This window comes from Cribrihabitans marinus (genome assembly GCF_900109035.1).
GTDB lineage: Bacteria > Pseudomonadota > Alphaproteobacteria > Rhodobacterales > Rhodobacteraceae > Cribrihabitans > Cribrihabitans marinus.
In genome coordinates this window covers 153,973-170,470 of the sequence record NZ_FNYD01000009.1, presented here as the reverse complement: position 1 = coordinate 170,470, position 16,498 = coordinate 153,973, and the positions used below count along the sequence as shown (strand labels likewise).

The 16,498-nt window shown below is 67.0% G+C and carries 12 protein-coding genes; 6 read left to right on the top strand and 6 right to left on the bottom strand.

The window, feature by feature from the left end; translation table 11 throughout:
* Positions 1-22 precede the first annotated feature (22 nt).
* The 6 genes from BMX57_RS15820 to BMX57_RS15795 all read left to right on the top strand — a co-directional run bounded on the left by BMX57_RS15820 (position 23) and on the right by BMX57_RS15795 (position 9,553).
* Positions 23-1,066: a LacI family DNA-binding transcriptional regulator gene (locus tag BMX57_RS15820; protein ID WP_092369267.1), complete on the top strand. Its 1,044-nt coding sequence runs from the start codon at positions 23-25 to the stop codon at positions 1,064-1,066.
* Positions 1,067-1,213: 147 nt separating this feature from the next.
* Complete coding sequence (locus tag BMX57_RS15815; RefSeq protein WP_092369264.1) at positions 1,214-3,460, top strand: acyl-CoA dehydrogenase; 2,247 nt, start codon at positions 1,214-1,216, stop codon at positions 3,458-3,460.
* Positions 3,457-4,740 carry an acetyl-CoA C-acetyltransferase gene (locus BMX57_RS15810; protein WP_092369261.1) on the top strand — a complete coding sequence of 428 codons (1,284 nt, stop codon included), beginning with the start codon at positions 3,457-3,459 and terminating at the stop codon, positions 4,738-4,740. Before BMX57_RS15815 ends, BMX57_RS15810 begins: the two co-directional genes overlap by 4 nt.
* Positions 4,740-6,806 (top strand): 3-hydroxyacyl-CoA dehydrogenase NAD-binding domain-containing protein, encoded by a 2,067-nt coding sequence (locus BMX57_RS15805; protein WP_092369259.1) that lies wholly within the window; start codon positions 4,740-4,742, stop codon positions 6,804-6,806. Before BMX57_RS15810 ends, BMX57_RS15805 begins: the two co-directional genes overlap by 1 nt.
* Before the next feature lie 5 nt (positions 6,807-6,811).
* Positions 6,812-8,644: an acetyl-CoA hydrolase/transferase C-terminal domain-containing protein gene (locus BMX57_RS15800; protein ID WP_143057932.1), complete on the top strand. Its 1,833-nt coding sequence runs from the start codon at positions 6,812-6,814 to the stop codon at positions 8,642-8,644.
* A gap of 90 nt (positions 8,645-8,734) precedes the next feature.
* On the top strand, positions 8,735-9,553 hold the full coding sequence (locus tag BMX57_RS15795) for an inositol monophosphatase family protein (RefSeq protein ID WP_092369253.1): 819 nt from the start codon (positions 8,735-8,737) through the stop codon (positions 9,551-9,553).
* Here the strand turns inward: BMX57_RS15795 and BMX57_RS15790 are convergent.
* The 6 genes from BMX57_RS15790 to BMX57_RS15765 form a co-directional block, all read right to left on the bottom strand.
* Positions 9,529-10,095 (bottom strand): histidine phosphatase family protein, encoded by a 567-nt coding sequence (locus tag BMX57_RS15790; RefSeq protein WP_092369250.1) that lies wholly within the window; start codon positions 10,093-10,095, stop codon positions 9,529-9,531. The genes BMX57_RS15795 and BMX57_RS15790 overlap by 25 nt on opposite strands.
* 3 nt (positions 10,096-10,098) lie before the next feature.
* A complete protein-coding gene (locus tag BMX57_RS15785; protein ID WP_092369247.1) occupies positions 10,099-11,172 on the bottom strand; it encodes an ABC transporter ATP-binding protein in 1,074 nt (357 codons plus the stop codon).
* Positions 11,169-13,349, bottom strand: coding sequence for an ABC transporter permease (locus BMX57_RS15780; RefSeq protein ID WP_177175480.1), 2,181 nt, complete (start codon positions 13,347-13,349; stop codon positions 11,169-11,171). The genes BMX57_RS15785 and BMX57_RS15780 overlap by 4 nt, the downstream gene beginning before the upstream one ends.
* A 111-nt stretch (positions 13,350-13,460) precedes the next feature.
* Positions 13,461-14,486 (bottom strand): ABC transporter substrate-binding protein, encoded by a 1,026-nt coding sequence (locus BMX57_RS15775; protein WP_092369244.1) that lies wholly within the window; start codon positions 14,484-14,486, stop codon positions 13,461-13,463.
* A 54-nt stretch (positions 14,487-14,540) separates the two neighbouring features.
* Positions 14,541-15,008 carry an NUDIX hydrolase gene (locus tag BMX57_RS15770; protein ID WP_092369241.1) on the bottom strand — a complete coding sequence of 156 codons (468 nt, stop codon included), beginning with the start codon at positions 15,006-15,008 and terminating at the stop codon, positions 14,541-14,543.
* Between the two features lie 282 nt (positions 15,009-15,290).
* Positions 15,291-16,481, bottom strand: coding sequence for an ROK family transcriptional regulator (locus tag BMX57_RS15765; protein ID WP_229724266.1), 1,191 nt, complete (start codon positions 16,479-16,481; stop codon positions 15,291-15,293).
* Positions 16,482-16,498 lie beyond the last annotated feature (17 nt).

Below are 16,498 nucleotides of genomic sequence, written 5' to 3'. Positions count from 1 at the left end.
AGAAACTGTCTATACTCCCCAAATGCAACCGCGATCGGCCAAAAGCAGGAACACTACGCTGGACGACGTCGCCCGCGCAGCCGATGTTAGCGCGATCACAGTCTCCCGGGCGATTCGGAAGCCCCACATGGTGTCCGACAAGGTGCGCGAGCGCGTCCTCGCCGTGGTGGAGCGGCTGGGATATGTGCCCGACGCCGCCGCATCCGCGCTTGCCTCGAAACGAACCGACCTGATCGGCCTTCTGGTGCCGTCGCTGACAAACAACGTGTTCGCCGAGGTGCTGCGCGGTATCTACGACGCATCCGAGGACACACCCTTCAACGTTCAGATCGTCAATTTCCGCTACAGCCCGCTTAAAGAAGAGCAGCTGATCCGCACGCTTCTGCGACAGAAACCGGCCGGCCTGATGGTAACCGGGTTCGATCAGACCGCCGAGGCCCGCGCGATGCTCGAAGGTGCCGATTGCCGCGTCGTCCAGATCATGGACAGCGGCGACGATCCGGTGGACCTGTCCATCGGGTTCTCGCACTACGCCAGCGCCGTGGATGCGACCCGACACCTGTTGGCGTGCGGGTACCGGCGGCCCGCCTTCCTGGGCGCGCGGATGGACCCGCGGTCGCAACGCCGCCTGGCCGGGTTCACGGATGCGCTGAAAGAGACCGGGATGTTCGACCCGACCCGGATCGTGACGACGCCGCAATCTTCCTCTATCGGATTGGGAACGCAGCTCTTCGCCGACCTGATTGCGCGCAGACCGGATACCGACGCGATCTTCTGCAACAATGACGACCTCGCGGCCGGTGTGCTCCTCGAAGCGCAGCGCAGGTATTTCGATGTGCCGGGGAAACTGGGGGTCTGCGGGTTCAACGACCTGGAATTCAGCCGACATCTGAACCCGGGCCTGACGACAATTGCGACACCGCGATATGACGTCGGTCGGCGCGGCTTCGAGATGTTGCGGACCGCCATCGACACCCCGGACGAGGCGCAGGGCGGCAAGGTCGATCTGCCCGCGCAGCTGGTCGAACGGGGATCGACCAGACGATTGGATTCCCCTTCGGCCTGAGTGCACATGGCGGTCGGAGGCCGGTTGCCCGCCAGGGCTGCGGTGATGCCCGATGTCGCCCACACCGCCACCAAACCGACAATACAGGAACCCGGTTCGGCTTTTTGCGTTATCCTAGTGCACGTGTAAGCCTTGGGAGTGCCCGCCATGTCGGATTTTCGCCGAAACAGGATAACCGCCCCTCTCCACAAGTGGGCCAAGAAGGCCCTGCCCAGCCTCAGTGAGACCGAGGCCGAGGCGCTGGAAGCCGGTGATGTCTGGTGGGAGGCGGAGCTGTTCTCGGGCAATCCCGACTGGTCCCGGCTGCACGCGGTCGCAGAGCCGGAACTGACCGAGGAAGAGCTGGCCTTCCTCGAGGGACCATGCCGCGAATTCTGCGAGATGATCGACGACTGGCAGATCAACCGCGAGACCGCCGATCTGCCGCCCGAGGCCTGGGACTTCCTGCGCGAGAAGAAGTTTTTCGGCATGATCATCGACAAGGCGCATGGCGGGCTGGGGTTCTCGGCCTATGCGCATTCCGAGATCGTCCGCTACCTTTCGACCCGGTCGGTTGCGGCCGCTGTCACGGTGATGGTGCCCAATTCGCTGGGCCCCGGCGAGTTGCTGCACATGTTCGGCACCGACGCCCAGAAGGATCACTGGCTGCCGCGCCTGGCCGACGGGCGCGAATTGCCCGCCTTCGGGCTAACCAGCGCCGAGGCCGGCTCGGACGCCTCGGCAATGAAGGACGAAGGCGTTGTCGAGAAGGGTCTCTGGAACGGTGAGGAGGTTCTGGGCATCCGCCTCAACTGGGCCAAGCGCTACATCACGCTGGCCCCGGTCTGCACGGTGCTCGGCCTCGCCTTCAAGCTGCGCGATCCCGACGGCCACCTGGGCGGCGAGGAAGACGTGGGCATCACCTGTGCCCTGGTGCCCGCCGACCTGCCGGGGGTCGATACCGGGCGCCGGCACCTGCCGTCCTCGACAATGTTCATGAACGGGCCGACCACGGGCAAGGACGTGTTCATCCCGCTGGACCACATCATCGGCGGGCCCGACTATGCCGGGCGCGGCTGGATGATGCTGATGAGTGCGCTGGCTGCCGGGCGCGGGATCTCGCTGCCCTCGATGGGCTGTGCGGGGATCGCGCTGTCGGCGCATACGACCGGCGCCTATTCCCGCGTCCGCGAGCAGTTCAACCTGCCGATCGGACTGTTCGGCGGCATCCAGGCGCGGCTGGGGCGGCTTGCGGCCGACGCCTATGCGATGGATGCCGCGCGACGGCTGACCTGCGCGGGGCTCGACGCGGGCCATGCCTTGTCGGTGATCTCGGCCATCATGAAGGCCCATGCGACCTATCGCATGCGCGATGCGCTCAACGACGCGATGGACGTGCATTCCGGCAAGGCGGTGATCGACGGGCCGTCGAACTACCTCCTGCCACTCTATCGCGCGGTGCCCATCGGCATCACCGTCGAGGGCGCCAACATCGTTACCCGCAGCCTCATCATCTTCGGCCAGGGCGCGATCCGGGCGCATCCGCACATGCTCAACAATATCAAGGCGCTGCAGATCGAGGACGAGGAGGAAAGCCTCGCAGCCTTCGACCGCAGCCTCTGGGCGCATGTATCGCACACCACAAAGACCCTGGGCCGCGCGATCGGGCGGGCCTGGACGGGCGGGCGATTGGCCCCCGCGCCCGAGGCCGGCAAGGCGACGCCGATCTACCGGCAGGTCTCGCGCTGGGCCGCGGCCTATGCCCTGGTCGCCGATTTCGCCTTTCTGACGCTGGGCGGCGCGCTCAAGCGCGAAGAATTGATCTCGGGGCGGATGGGCGATGTCCTCTCCGAGCTCTACATCCTGACCGCCACGCTCAAGCGGTGGGATGACGAGGGCGGGCAGCAGGCCGACCTGCCGCTGGTTGAATATACCGCCGCCCGCGCGTTCCAGCGCATCCGCATCGCCCTGGATGAGGTGCTGCGGGCGTTTCCCGCCCGCTGGGCCGCGTGGCTGCTGCGGGTCCTGATCCTGCCGGGCGGATCGGCGCACGGCCCGTCGGACAAGCTGACCACAGCCTGCGCCGACCTGATCTATGCCCCCTCGGACACCCGCGACCGGATCATCGGGCGGATGTTCGACGGATGCACCCGTGACGGGATCGCGGATCTGAACGCGGCCTACGCGGCGGTCAACGACTGTGCACCGCTGATGAAGAAGCTGCGCGATGCCGGGCACACACCCGAAAGCGGGCTGGAGGCCGGCATCCTGGGCCAGTCGGATCGTGACCGCATCGCCCGTATGCAGGAGCTTGTCGACAAGGTGATTGCGGTAGAGGACTACTCGGCCGACGAATTGGCGGCGCTGTTTCCCGGCAAGGCCGTCTCGGGCGACCGCCAGGAGGCCGCGGAATGAGCCGCCCGGTCTACCTCGTCGATGGCGCCCGTACGCCGTTCCTCAAGGCCGAGGGCAAGCCCGGCCCGTTCACGCCGGTGGATCTGGCGGTGCAATGTGGCCGGCCGCTGCTGCTGCGGCAGGGATTCGAGCCGCAGGACCTGGATCTGGTCATCCTGGGCTGCGTGAATGTCATCGCAGATGAGATGAACCCGGCCCGCGTCGCCGCGCTGCGGCTGGGGCTTGGAGCCGATATGGTCGCGTTCACCACGCAGATCAATTGCGGCTCGGGGATGCAATCGATCGACACCGCGTTCCGCTATATCCGCGACGGCAGCCATGAAATGATCCTGGCCGGCGGGGCCGAGGCGCTGAGCCACGCGCCGCTGACCCTGCGGCAGGAGGCGGTGGAATGGTTCGGCCAGATGAGCCAGGCCAAGGGCCCGATGGCGCAGGCCAAGGCGATGACCGGCCTGCGGGCGGGGTTCTTCAAACCGGTGATCGGGCTGGAGCGCGGCCTGACCGACCCGATCACGACGCTGAACATGGGCCAGACCGCCGAGGTTCTCGCCCACCGGTTCGACATCGACCGCAAGACCGCCGACGCCTACGCGATGGAAAGCCACCATCGTCTGGCCCGCGCGCAGGATCAGGGCTGGCTGGATGACGAGGTGATGCCCGCCTTCGATCCCGACGGCACGGTCTACGAGGCCGACAACGGCGTGCGCCCGGACAGCGACATGCAAGGCCTGGCCAAGCCGAAACCCGCCTTCGAGCGACCGCATGGCAAGGTGACGGCGGGCAATTCCAGCCAGATCACCGATGGCGCATCCTGGGTGATCCTGGCCTCGGAAGAGGCCGTGGAAAAGCATGACCTGAGGCCGCTGGCCCGCATCGTCGACAGCGAATGGGCTGCACTCGACCCCGCCGTCATGGGCCTGGGACCCGTCCTGTCGGCGACACCTCTGGCCCGGCGCAACGGGCTGGACCTGGATGACGTGAGGTTGTGGGAGTTGAACGAGGCTTTCGCCGCGCAGGTGCTGGCCTGCCTGGCTGCCTGGAACGATCCCGAGTTCTGCCGCGAAGTCCTGTGCCTGGACGGCGCCTTCGGCCAGATCGACCGCGACCGCCTGAACGTGGACGGCGGCGCCATCTCGCTGGGCCATCCCGTCGGCACCAGCGGCAACCGGATCGTGTTGCACCTGGCCAACGCGATGCGGCGGTTGGGACATGCTCGGGGCATCGCGACCGAATGCATCGGCGGTGGCCTGGGCGGAGCGATGCTGTTGGAGGCTGCGTGATGACCGGACCGGTTCTGAAACACCTTGGCGAGACGAAGCTGGAGCTTGGCCCGGCCACCGAGCCGCGACATCCCTGGCGGCGGGCCGAGGCGGACGGGGTTGTCTGGCTGGTCCTTGATTGCGAGGGCAGCTCGGCCAATACCATCTCGCGCGCCGTCATCGAGGGGCTGTCGGACGAGCTGGACCGGCTGGAGGAGACACCGCCGAAGGGCGTGGTCATCCGCTCGGCCAAACCGTCGGGCTTCGCGCTCGGCGCCGATATCGGAAGCTTCGACGACATGGCCGCCGACGGCGCCGCTGCGTTGCTGCGCCAGGGTCACGCGGTGCTGGACCGGCTGGCCGCCCTGCCCTGTCCCACGATCGCCGTGGTCCACGGCCCGGCCTTGGGCGCGGGGTTCGAAATCGCACTGGCCTGCGACCGGCGGATCGCCATCGACGGCGCCAGCTTCGGTCTTCCCGAGGTTCAGCTGGGCCTGCATCCTGGCCTGGGCGGGACTTTCCGCCTGCCCGCGCTGATCGACCCGCTCGAGGCGATGACGATGATGCTGACCGGCAAATCGGCGCATACTCGCAAGGCCAGGAAGCTGGGGATCGCGGATGAGGTCGTGCAGGAACGCCACATGGCGGCGGCGGTGCAGGCGATGCTCGATGCCGAGAGCGACCGCAGCCCCGGCCTCAAGGCGCGTGCGCTACGCTTCGACCAGGCGCGCGCGCTCGCCGCCCGCCAGATGCGCAGCGAGACCCGCAAGAAAGCGCCCGAAGACCACTATCCCGCGCCCCACCGCCTGATCGACCTGTGGGAAGAGCATGGTGACGATGCCCAGGCCATGCAGCAGGCCGAAATCGACAGCTTTGCCGAATTGCTCGGCACCGAAACCTCGAAGAACCTGCGCCGTGCCTTCTTCCTGCGCCAGCACCTGAAGGAGGGCGCCCGCGGTGAGGACGGCATCGCGCATGTCCATGTCATCGGCGCCGGCGCGATGGGGGCCGAGATTGCCGCCTGGGCCGCGGTCAAGGGCAAGCGCGTGACCCTGGGCGACGTGGAGACCGCGCCGCTGGGCCGGGCCATAGCCGATGCCCGTTCCGTCGCCAAGGCGGCGCACCTGTCCGATATCGAGATCCGCGATGCGCTGGACCGGCTGGTCCCCGACCCGAACGGCTATGGCCTCGCCCGCGCAGATCTGGTCATCGAGGCCGGGCCGGAAACGGTCGAGACCAAGCGCGCGATCTATGACAATATCGGGCCAAGGATGAAATCCGGCGCGATCCTCGCCACGAACACTTCCAGCCTGTCGCTGGACGATCTGCGCGACGGCGCGCCCGAGGCGGCCCGGTTCGCCGGCCTGCACTTCTTCAACCCCGTCTCCAAGATGCAACTGGTCGAGGTTGTCCGCCATGCAGGCACCGATGACGAAACCGCCCGCCGTCTGGCCGCCTTCTGCGGATCCATCGACCGCCTGCCGGTTCAGCTTCGCGATTACCCGGGGTTCCTGGTGAACCGCGCGCTGACACCCTATCTGCTCGAGGCGATGGTCCTGATGGACGAGGGTGTCGACAAGGAGGTCATCGACACCGCCGCCATCCGGTTCGGAATGCCCATGGGTCCGGTGGCGCTGGCCGACCAGGTGGGCCTGGATATCGGCCTGCATGTCGGCGAAAGCCTGAAGGCAGGCCTGGACAAGCCGCTGCCCGACATCAGCGATACCCTGCGGGGCAAGGTCAAGAATGGCGAGTTGGGCAAGAAGACCGGCGCCGGGTTCTACGACTGGTCCGACGGCACCCCCGCGCCGGACGCGGATCTGGACGACGCGCCCGAAGACCTGACCGACCGGCTGATTCTGCCGATGCTCGATGCCTGCGTCGAATGCCTGCGCCGTGACATCGCAGCCGATCCCGACAGCGTGGATGCCGCGATGATCTTTGCCACCGGGTTCGCGCCGTTCCGGGGCGGGCCGCTCCACTACGCGAAGCAGCGCGGAGCGGAGGAGATCGCCGGGCGGATGCGCGCGCTGGCGTCCCGGCACGGAGCCCGTTTCGAGCCCGATCCGGGCTGGGCCGACCTTTGACGCCGATGCGGCGCTGGCAGGATGCGGATGCCCTGGCCGAGGCGGTCTTCGACGCCTGCGGCGGCGAGGTGCGCCTGGCCCTGCCGCTGGGCCTGGGCAAACCCGTCAATATCGTCGATGGCCTGGTCCGCGCGGCCGCCGCCGACCCTGCGCGTCGCTTGCAGATCTTCACGGCCCTGACGCTGGAACCGCCGGACGAGGGCGAAGAGGTGCGCGACAGGTTTCTCGGCCCCGCGCGCGAGCGGCTGTTCGGCAACTACCGCGCGCCATCCTACGCCCGGATGCTGCGCGAGGGCAGCCTGCCGCCCAATATCGAGATCCGCGAGTTCTTTCTGCTGGCCGGCCGCTGGATCGGGGTGGAGCCGGCGCAGAGAAACTATATCGCCGCCAATTACACCCATGCCCGCGACGTTCTGCTCGATCGCCGCCCGAACGTGCTGGCGCAACTGCTCGCGGAAGAGGACGGGCGGCTTTCGCTCAGCTGCAACACCGACATCTCGGCCGACCTGTTCGATTTCCGGCGCAGGGGCGAGGCAGATTTCATCGCCCTGGCCGAAATCCACCCCGACCTGCCGTTCCTCGATGCCGGCGCGGGCGAGATCGGCGCGGATGAGTTCGCCCATCGGCTGGACCCCCCGGAACAGCGCGCGCTGTTCGCCGCGCCGCGCCGCCCGGTCGGGCCGCAGACCCACGCCATCGGGCTGCACACCGCGCGGCTGGTGCCGGATGGCGGCACGTTGCAGATCGGCATCGGCGCCCTGGGCGATGCGATCGGGCACGCGCTGTTGCTGCGTCACGACGGGCGCGGGCGCGCGATCCAGGAGGCCTGCCCGTTTCCCTCACAGGCCCCGCCCGGTGAACCTTTCGAAACCGGGATTTATGGCCTGACCGAAATGCTGACCGAAGGGCTGTTCCGCCTGTTCGAGGCCGGGATCGTGCGGCGCGAGGTCTCGGGCGCGGCGATCCATGCCGGGTTCTTCGTCGAAAGCCGCGACTTCTATCGCCGGCTGCGCGCGCTCCCCGAGGACAAGCGCGCCCGCATCGCGATGATGCCCGTCAGTTTCACCAACGCGCTCTACGGCGACGAAGCCGCCAAACGTGCCGCCCGGCGCGACGCCCGCTTTGTCAACGTGACGATGCAAGTCTCGCTGCTGGGGGATGCCATGTCGGACACCCTGCCGGGCGGCCAGGTGGTCAGCGGCATCGGCGGCCAGTTCAACTTCGTCGATCAGGCCTTTGCGCTCAGCGGTGCGCGCTCGATCCTGACCCTGCCGGCGAGCCGGATGAAGGACGGGCGGCCGGTGTCGAACATCCGCTGGAACGTCGCCACGGTCAGCATCCCGCGCCACCTGCGCGACATCGTGGTCACGGAATACGGGGCCGCCGACCTGCGCGGCAAGACCGACGCCGAGGTGATCGCGGCCCTGCTGAACATCGCCGACAGCCGGTTCCAGGAGGAGTTGCGGCAAGAGGCGGTAGCGGCTGGAAAACTGCCGCCCGATCACCGGATCCCGCAGGCGCATCGCAACAACACACCGCAGGCACTGGACGGCTGGCTGCTGCCGCACCGGTCCGCGCTGCCCGATTTCCCCTTCGGAAGCGATTTCACCGAGATCGAACAGACCATTCTGCCCGCGCTGGAGCGGCTCGGAGATCTGGGCAAGAGCCGGTGGGGTCAGGCGCGGCTTCTGGCATCGGCCTGTTTCAATCCGGCCCATCCAGACGAAACCCGCGCGATGGAGCGCATGGGCTGGTCTGAAGGCGTGAGCCTGACCGCCCTCGCCTTCCGCGGCGCACTGCGCATGGTGGCGCGGGAAGGCTGGCACGTCGGCGGCTGACCGCGCCGTCGAAAATCACGCGGTTCCAGATTCGCCTTTTGCATCCCGCCCGACCATCGCATGATCGGATGGTGCAGGAGGGGCTGGATCATGCAGGATATCGAACCCAGGGCGGATCATGCGGTGACGCTCTGCCGGTCCGTGGGGCACCGGGCATCGGCCTGGTTCCGCGACCGCGAGGCGTTGGTGGTCGACAAGAAAGGCGCGCAGGACTGGGTCAGCGAAGCGGATCGCGGCGTCGAACGGCTGATCCGCGAAGGTCTGGCCCGGGACTGGCCCGATGACGGCGTCTTCGGCGAAGAGCATGACCCGACCCCCGGCACCAGCGGGTTTTCCTGGGTCATCGACCCGATCGACGGCACAACGAATTTCGTCAACGGAATCCCGGCCTGGACCGTCGTTCTGGCCGGTGTGCGCAACGGCCGGACCGAGATCGGCATCATCCACGACCCCAGCAACGACGAGACCTTCGTGGCGCTGCGCGGCGCCGGCGCTCGGCTGAACGGCCAGCCGATCTCGGTGGCCGACAAAGTGCCTCTGGACAGCGGCACCGTGGCGGTCGGCTATTCCAACCGGGTGGAGGCGTCGAACATCGTGCCGGTCGTGGCGGAACTGGTCTCACGCGGCGCGATGTTCCACCGCAACGCCTCGGGCGCGCTGTCGCTGGCCTATGTCGCCGCGGGCCGGCTGCTGGGTTATCTCGAAGAGCACATGAACGCCTGGGACTGCCTGGCCGGTCAGCTGCTGATCCGCGAGGCCGGCGGCTGTGTCGAGGATCAGGACGCCGATGCGATGATCGCGCATGGCGGGCGTGTGATTGCCGGGACGCCGGCCGTGTTCGACGAGTTGAAGGCCATCGCCGTTTCGGCCTGGCCGCACGAAGGTCAACCAACAGGCCGCCAGCCGTGACGCGGGACCAGCGCGGGCAATTCCGCCGACCACCAGTGTCCCTGGTGCGGCTGGTCGTGGCGTCTGTCGATCGCAAGACCGCGAAGCCGGCAATAGAGCAGCGTGCCAACGGCCCCGTGTGACACGACCATCAGATCGCCCGTGCCGTGACCGGCCACGATCCGGCGCACAGCCGCATGGATCCGTTCCTGGGCATCGATGGCCCGTTCCCAGCCGCGAAAGCTCTGCTCCGGCGCAGCAAAGAACGCCTCCGCCGTCCGTTCGAATTCCTCAGGTGGCAAATAGCCGGTGGCGCTGCGGTCGTTCTCGCCCAGTTGCGCGTCGACCTTCACCGGCAGGTCGAGCGCTCTGGCCAGGATCAGGGCCGTCTCGTGGGCCTTTGCCTCGGCGCTCGACCAGATGGCCGACACCGATGCCAGCCGGGGCGATCCGGCGAAATCCGCCGCGCGCCGGCGGCCTTCGGCCGACAGCCCCCAGTCGGGAATGGCCAGCGCCGGCTCCACCCGCACATCGGGATGGGTCACGAAGACCAGCCGGGCCACCGGTCAGCTTTCCGGCAGCAGCACCGGGCCCTTTTCGGCAAAGGACATCAGCACCTCCGTGCCGACCGCCAGCGGATCGTCCACATCCTCCTGCACGGCAAATACCTGCCCGAACGCGCCTTCGAGCGTGTATTCCATCCGGACCCCCACATAGGTTGCCTTGATGACGGTGGCCCGGATGCCCCGTGATGCACCGATCAGCAGGCGCGACGGCCGCACCGCCAGGGTCGCCGGACCGGGCGGCAGGCCGCGGGCGGGCAGATCGTGGCGATAGCCCTCGATCTCGATCGTCGCGCGGTCGTCCTCGACGGCGACGATTTCGCAGGCGATCAGGTTGGCTTCGCCGATGAAATCCGCCACGAACCGGTCGTTGGGCGCGTCGTAGAGCTCGCGCGGGCTGCCCATCTGGGCGATACCGGCATTGCGCATCACCACGATCTCGTCGGACACCGCCAGCGCCTCTTCCTGGTCATGGGTGACATAGACGACGGTCAGGCCGAGATCCTTCTGGATCGCGCGGATGTCCTCGCGCACCTGGCGGCGCAGCTTGGCGTCGAGATTCGACAAGGGCTCGTCGAACAGCAGCACCTGAGGCTCGAGCACCAGCGCCCGGGCCACCGCGACCCGCTGCTGCTGTCCGCCGGACAGCTCGCTGGGCAGACGGTTGTCGAAGCCCTTGAGCCCGACCAGATCCAACCCCTGCAACGCCCGCGCGCGCGCCTCGTCCTTGCCGAAGCCGGAAAAGGTCAGGCCGTACATGACGTTCTCCAGCACGCTCATATGCGGAAACAGCGCATAGGACTGGAACACCATCGACACGTCGCGGTCGGTGGCCGGCAGGCGCGTGACATCGGTGTCCCCGATCAGGATGCGCCCGGCACTGGCCATTTCCAGCCCGGCGATCATTCGCAGCGTCGTGGTCTTGCCGCAGCCCGACGGCCCCAGCAGCGTGACAAGCCGCCCGGCCTCGACATGCAGGTCGATATTGTCCACCGCCACCACGTCCTTGCCGAAGACCTTCGACACCCCCTCGAACCGCACCGGCGCGGCCTTGGAGCCCAGCTTTGCCTTGCTCATGTGGAAATTCCCTTCGATGGCTGGGTCCGCCGCCCGATCTGCACCCGGCCCACGAGCAGCTGCAACAGGCCGACGGCGGCCAGCATGACCAGGATCAGCGTTGTCGAATAGGCGATGGCCAGGCCATAGTCGTTGTTCTCGACCCGCCCGATGATATAGCTCGTCGCCATGTCGTATTCGGCCGACACCAGGAAAATCACCGCCGAAATCGCGGTCATCGCGCGCACGAAGCTGTAGACCAGCGCGGCCAGGATCGCCGGGCGCAGCAGCGGCAGGATCACCCGCCGGAAGGTCTGCCAGGAATTCGCCCCCAGCGTCAGCGAGCTTTCGTCCAGCGAGCGGTCCAGCTGGCTCATCGAGGCGATGCCGGCGCGCACCCCCACGGGCATGTTGCGGAAGATGAAGCTGACGACGAGGATGATGCCGGTTCCGGTGATCTCGATGGGCGGCACGTTGAAGGCCAGGATATAGCTGACGCCGATCACGGTGCCGGGGATGGCAAAGCTGAGCATGGTGCCGAATTCAAAGGCATTCTTGCCGGCAAAGCTCTGCCGCGTGAGCAGGTATGCCGTCACCAGCCCGACCGCGGCGGTCAGCGGCGCGGCGATGGCGGCGATGGTGATCGTGGTCCAGAAACTGTCCCAGGCGGCGCCGCTCCAGCGGATGCCCTCGGCCTCGAACCGGACCGAGAACGCGGTGACGTAGTGCTTGAAGGTCAGGGTGTTGTTGACGCCCCAGAGCTCGACCAGGCTGCCGTAGAGGATCATGACATACACCACCGCGGTGAACAGCGCCCAGGCCAGCGCAATGCAGAGCACCGGCAGGGCCAGCCCGACCGGCATCAGCGGGTGCACGCCGGCATCGCCCTTGCCGGACACGGTGGTATAACTCTTCTTTCCCAGCCAGGCGCGCTGCGCGTAGAAGGCCGATAGGGTGAAGAACAGCAGCACCATCGCCAGGACCGCGGCCCGCCCCTGATCGTATTGCGCGCCGACGATGGCGAAAAAGATCTCGGTCGACAGCACGTCGAAATTGCCGCCCAGCACCAGCGGGTTGCCGAAATCGGCCATGCTCTCGATGAAGCCCAGCAGGAAGGCATTGGCCAGTCCGGGGCGCATCAGCGGCAAAGACACGGTGCGGAAGGTCTGCCATCGGTTTGCGCGCAGGGTCTGGGCGGCCTCCTCCATCGAGGGGCTGACGCCTTCGACCACGCCGATCAGGACAAGGAAGGCGATCGGGGTAAAGGCCAGCGTCTGTGCGATCAGAACCCCCGGCAGACCATAGAGCCAGCGCGTCGGCTGAACGCCGAACAGGTCGGCGATGAACACGGTCACCGAACCCGACAGCCCGAAGAGCAGGATCAGCGCGAGCCCGATGACGAAGGGCGGCGTGATGATCGGCAGCACGGTCAGCGCCCGCAACGCGCGCTTGAACCGGAAGCCCGACCGGGTGGCCACCAGCGCAAAGGCAAGGCCCAGCAGCGTCGTGATGAACCCCACGGCCACCGCCAGGAACAGCGAATTCCAGGCCGCACCGCAGCGCCCGCCGGACAGGCAGGCCAGACCCCAGAGCCGATCGTCGAAGAATTTCGAGGTGAAGACCCGGATGGAGTAGCCGCCCTCCTCGGTGACGAAGGCGGCAAACAGCATCTTGGCGATGGGGAAGAAGACAAAGGCGGTCACGATCACGATCACACCGCCAATGGCACTGACGACGAAGACATCGCCGTTGACCGCGCCCCGCGCGGCGATGCCCTGGGTCAGCAGGAACAGGAACGCGGTGGCGCAGAGCATTGCGCCATAGCCCATGCCGAACTGCCGGTCGCCCAGCTCGCCGAACAGCGCGTTCATCCAGGCATAGCTGAAGCCCCGGATACCGATGCCGAACCCCTGCGCGATCAGCCAGGCAAAGCCCAACGCACCGGACAGGATCAGGATGCGGGCAAAGGCGGGATCGGATTTCGCCCGTCCCAAGGCAAGCAACGGCAGTGCCAGCGGGATCGAGAGCGGCGCAAGCCACAGTTTCTCCCCCTGCCCGATCAGGAACAGCGCCGGGGCATAGTCCTCGTCGAACGGGTAGCCGTCAACCAGCCACCGGAACGAGAACAACCCGTCCTCGACCCCATACCAGGGCAGCAGGCAGAAGCCGACCCACCCGACGACGATCCAGAAGATCAGGACCGCCGGGCGAACCGCGCCCCGGGCTTGACCCGGGACCCCACCGCCGGGGCGAGGCCCCGGGTCAAGCCCGGGGCGCGCTGTATTGCCTTGCAAGCCCGTCTCCACGGCCTATTGCGGCAGGACCGAGACCTCTTCGTCCCACTTCTGCAACAGCCGCTTGCGCTCGTCGGACGAGCCGTATTTCTTGAAGTCGTAGTCGATCAGCTTGATCTGGCTCATGTCAGGTGCCGAGGGCGAGGTCTCGGCGCCGGTGTTGGACGGCACCTGGAAGGCATTGACCTCGAGCGCGAGGTTCTGCGCCTCGGCGCTCAGCGCCCAGTCATAGAATTTCTGGGCCTCGTCCATGTTCCGGGCGCCCTTGACGATCGACATCGAACCGATCTCATAGCCGGTGCCCTCGCATGGCGCGACCACCTTGATCGGGAAGCCCGACACCGCCTGTTTCACCGCGTCATGCATGAACACGATGCCGATCGTGTTCTCGCCACGGCCGGCGGCCTTGATCGGGGCCGATCCCGACTTGGTGTACTGGTTGATGTTCTTGTGCAGGCCCTTCATGAACTCGAAACCCTCGTCCTCGCCGAAGATCTGCACCATCGAGGCCAGCGTCGTATAGGCGGTGCCCGACGAGTTGGGATTGGCCATCTGCACATGGCCCTTGTATTCGGGCTTCAGCAGGTCCTTCCAGCAGCCCGGTTCGGGCAGGTCGTTGGCGGCCAGCAGCTCGGAATTGTAGCCATAGCCCAGCGCACCCGAATAGATGCCGATGGTGCGGTTGCCGGCACTTTCGGCCTGGCTGATCGCCCAGTCGTGCAGCTGGTCGCGCATGGGCGAGACATATTCCTCGGTCAGCCCCTCTTCGGCGGCCTGAAGATGCGGATCGCCGGTGCCGCCCCACCACACGTCGCCTTTCGGGTTCGCGGACTCGGCGCGGATCTGGGCGAAGGTCTCGCCCGACGACTTGCGCGTCATGTTGACGTCGATGCCGGTGGCGTCCTCGAAACTGCGCGCCATCAGCTGGCACCAGTCCTCCTGCGCGCTGCAATACAGGGTCAGCTTTTCCGCCTGGGACGCCGTGACCGAGGCCGCAAGCGCGATCACCGAGCCTGCGAGTGTTGCTTTCAATCTGTTCATTTCTTCTCCTCCCATGAATACTCCCCCGGCCCTTCAGGCCGGATGTCCGCTTGCTCAGGATGCCTTGCGCCGCGCGCCGATGATCGTGCCGCCACGCACCATGTCCTCGAGCCCGGCGAGCAGCGTAGACAGTTCGCGCTCATCCACCAGCCGGGCGGCCCGCCGGGGCGGAAACCACCGCCGCTTGCGCTCGCCGCGCTCCTTCCAGCGCCGTTTGAGCCGATCGACAACCATCGGATAGACGACGACCCGGCAAGGAAGCGCCTCGCCGTGGCGCAGCCGCTTGATGTAGTGATAGCTTCCGATCGCCTGGTCCGAGATCGACCCGACGGCGCCGGCTTCCTCCAGGGCTTCGATCTTGGCGGCGCGCCAGGGGCTCTTGCCATCCATCCGCCACCCTTTGGGCATGACCCAACGGCCGGTGTCCCGCGAGGTGACCATGAGCACGCGCAACCGGCCCTTTTTGTCCCAGCAGATCGGAAGCGCCGCGATCTGTTCGGCGATGGCCCCGTGATCCGGCATCACCGGCCACCTTGCGCCGGAGAGCGAATGTTTTCTTCGAACTCATCGGACACGGACAGAGGCCACCATCCGCGCCTCGGCGCGACAGGCTGCTGAACCCGTTCGGTTTCCGCGCAGGCTCCCATCGGTCTCCCGCTCCTCTGTTCTGCGGAAAATATCAGCACTCCTCCGAGGGCTTTACAACAAGAATTCACATCAGCTGACAGAAAGTCCACAGAATCCGGGGGACGCGCAACCCTGGCGGGACCAGGAGTCAGCGTCTTTAAGGAGGCGCGGGCCGCCTCAGCCTTTCAGAAAGCGCGCGCTGAGCGGCAGGCTGGCCGCACCCAGCGCGCGGGCGTCCGGCCCGACGGTTCCCGCGATGATCTGCGGCACGGTCATGCCGCGCATGTCGATGCGGCCGACCGCATCGCCTATGCGTGCGTGCAGATCCTCGAGCACCGCCCGCGGCAGCCATCCGTCGACAAGGACGGCATCCAGATCCAGCAGCGTCTGACTGGCCCGCACGGCATAGGCAAGCGCATTCGCCGAACGGTCCACCCAGTCATCCAGAATGCGGGACGGGATGTCCCACCCCTCCGGCCGTTCCCAGATCTGCCTTGCGTCGCAGCCCTGGTCCAGCATCCGAGTCTCCAGCGTCACCAGCGACGCCAGGTCGATCAGGGGCCGCATCTCGCCATCCAGATCCGGCACCAGCAGCGGGCCCAACCCCGCCGCATTCCCCGTTGCACCGGAAAACAGCGACCCGCGCAACACCAGCCCACCGCCGACAAAGAAGGCAATATAGATGCTGAGGAAATTCTCCGGCAATTCGGCACTGCCGAACACCAGCTCGGCGCTGCATGCCGCGGTGGCATCGTTCTGCAGGAACACTGGAATTTCCAGCCGGGCCGACAGTTCCGCCTGCAAATCCCGTGTGCGCCAATTGGCCATCCGGTCGGGCGACACGCCGATGGACGCCGCCCAGTTCCACAGGTGAAACGGCATGGCGATGCCCAGCCCTGCCACCCGATCGCGCCGCTGCGGAGGCATGCGCTCGGTCAAACGGTTGATGGACGCCACGGCAAAATTCAGGATGCTGTCGAACTGCGGGTAGTCGTGCATCTGCTGTACCCGGTCGACGATCTGCCCGGTGAAGTCGGTCAGTACCACCTCCACCAGCCGGCGCCCGACCTTGAGCCCGAGGAAATAGGCCCCCGTCGGCGCCAGCGACATGGGCACCGAAGGCTGCCCCACCCGCCCCCGTTGCGGGTCTCCCCGACGGATCAGACCCTCGCCCTCCAACGTGCCGATCAGGCGCGAAACCGTCTGGGCGGACAGGCCGGTCTTGCGGGCGATCCCGGCCTTGGCCAAGCCGCCTTCGCGGCGCAGCAGGCTCAGCACCAGGCGCTCGTTGCTTTCACGCATCCCCGACTGGTTCGTTCCCGCGCCCGAGAACGGATCGGCGGCTTCGTGCCCGGTATCCTTTGTCATGTTCATGACCTCACTGT